Source organism: uncultured Campylobacter sp. (assembly GCF_938017705.1).
Taxonomy (GTDB): domain Bacteria; phylum Campylobacterota; class Campylobacteria; order Campylobacterales; family Campylobacteraceae; genus Campylobacter_B.
Map to the genome: position 1 here is coordinate 1 of NZ_CALIIS010000108.1, position 1835 is coordinate 1835.

The following is a 1835-nucleotide window of genomic DNA, read 5'->3' on the forward strand; positions in this document are numbered from 1 at the left end:
GCCTAAATTTTTAAGATTATCCAAAAATTCCGCGCTTATCTCAAGGCCGCCGTTTTTATAGACGTAATCGACAAGCTCGGCGATATCCTTTTTCTTCATAATCTTATTCCAAAGGTGATCTGGAATAAAGCTAGGAAGGATCGATTTGATGATCAATCGCCCCGCGGTCGTAAAGATGATGCGATGATCGATCATCGTTTTGATTTTGGCGTGGATATCCAGAGCGTTTGCCTCTACGGCGAGCATTACCTCATCAACGTTTGCAAAAATTTTATTTGTTCCTTTTGCGCCCGGCTTTTCCAAGCTTAGATAATAAATTCCCAAAACCATATCCTGGCTAGGTACCGCGACGGGCTTTCCGCTCGCAGGAAGCAAGATATTCATCGAGCTTAGCATTAAAATTTTGCATTCCGCGATCGCCTCTTGGCTAAGCGGCACATGCACCGCCATCTGATCGCCGTCGAAGTCTGCATTGAACGCGGCGCAGACTAGCGGATGCAGCCTGATCGCCTTACCCTCGACTAGTACGGGATGAAACGCCTGAATAGACATCTTGTGAAGCGTCGGCGCGCGGTTTAACATAACCGGGTGATCCTTTACGACCTCCTCCAAGCACTCCCAAACTTCATTGATCCTATTTTCGATCATCTTTTTAGCCTGCTTGACGGTCGTTGCATAGCCCTTCTCTTGCAGGCGTGCGATTAGATGCGGCTTGAATAGCTCAAGCGCCATAGTTTTAGGCAGACCGCACTGATCCATGCGTAAATTTGGACCTACGACGATAACGGAGCGACCCGAAAAATCCACGCGCTTTCCGAGTAAATTTTGACGGAAGCGACCCTGCTTGCCCTTAATGATCTCGCTTAGAGATTTAAGCGGGCGTTTGTTAGCTCCCTTTACGGCGTTCGCGCGGCGTCCGTTATCAAAAAGCGCATCCACCGCCTCTTGAAGCATTCGCTTTTCGTTGCGGATGATAATCTCCGGCGCATCAAGTTCCAAAAGGCGCTTTAGACGGGTGTTACGATTGATGACGCGGCGATACAGATCGTTTACGTCCGAAACCGCAAATTTACCGCCCTCAAGGCTAACAAGCGGGCGCAGATCGGCAGGCAGCACGGGCAGATTCGTAATCATCATCCACTCCGGCTTATTTCCGGAATTTAAAAAGTTCTCTACGACCTTTAGTCGCTTGACGATGGTTTTTTTCTTCGCTTCGGAGTTTGTGTTATCCATCTCCTCCTTCAAAGAATTTAAAATTTCAACTAAATCAAGCTCAGCTAGCATATCGCGGATCACCTGACCGCCCATTTTAGCGACGAAGCCTGTCTGCGAAAAGCGCTCTTTTAAGCTCTGATACTGCTCTTCGTTTAAAACGTCGTATTTTTCGACCTTTTTAGAATTTTCGTTGTCGTAAAATGCCTCGCCTGCACTTTCTACGATGTAAGCCTCATAATAAAGCACGCGCTCAAGATCTTTCATCTTGATATTTAGAAGCGTACCGATGCGGCTAGGCAAGGAATTTACGTACCAAATATGCGCTACCGGCGTTACCAGCTCGATATGTCCCATTCTAGTGCGGCGAACCTTCGAGCTCGTGATCTCGACGCCGCATTTTTCGCACTTCCAGCCCTTATAACGCATCTTTTTATATTTACCGCATATGCACTCATAATCCCTTACGGGGCCGAAAATTTTAGCGCAAAAAAGCCCGTCGCGTTCCGGCTTGAGCGTGCGGTAATTGATGGTTTCGGGCTTTTTGACCTCGCCGTGGCTCCAAGCCTTGATCTGCTCGGGACTAGCAAGCCTGATTGCAAACGCGTCGAAGTCGTGGACTC

General features: G+C 48.1%; 1 pseudogene. It reads right to left on the reverse strand.

Annotated features, from left to right (window positions below):
• A pseudogene (locus tag Q0605_RS05375) lies at positions 1-1835 on the reverse strand (DNA-directed RNA polymerase subunit beta'); the annotation flags it as partial.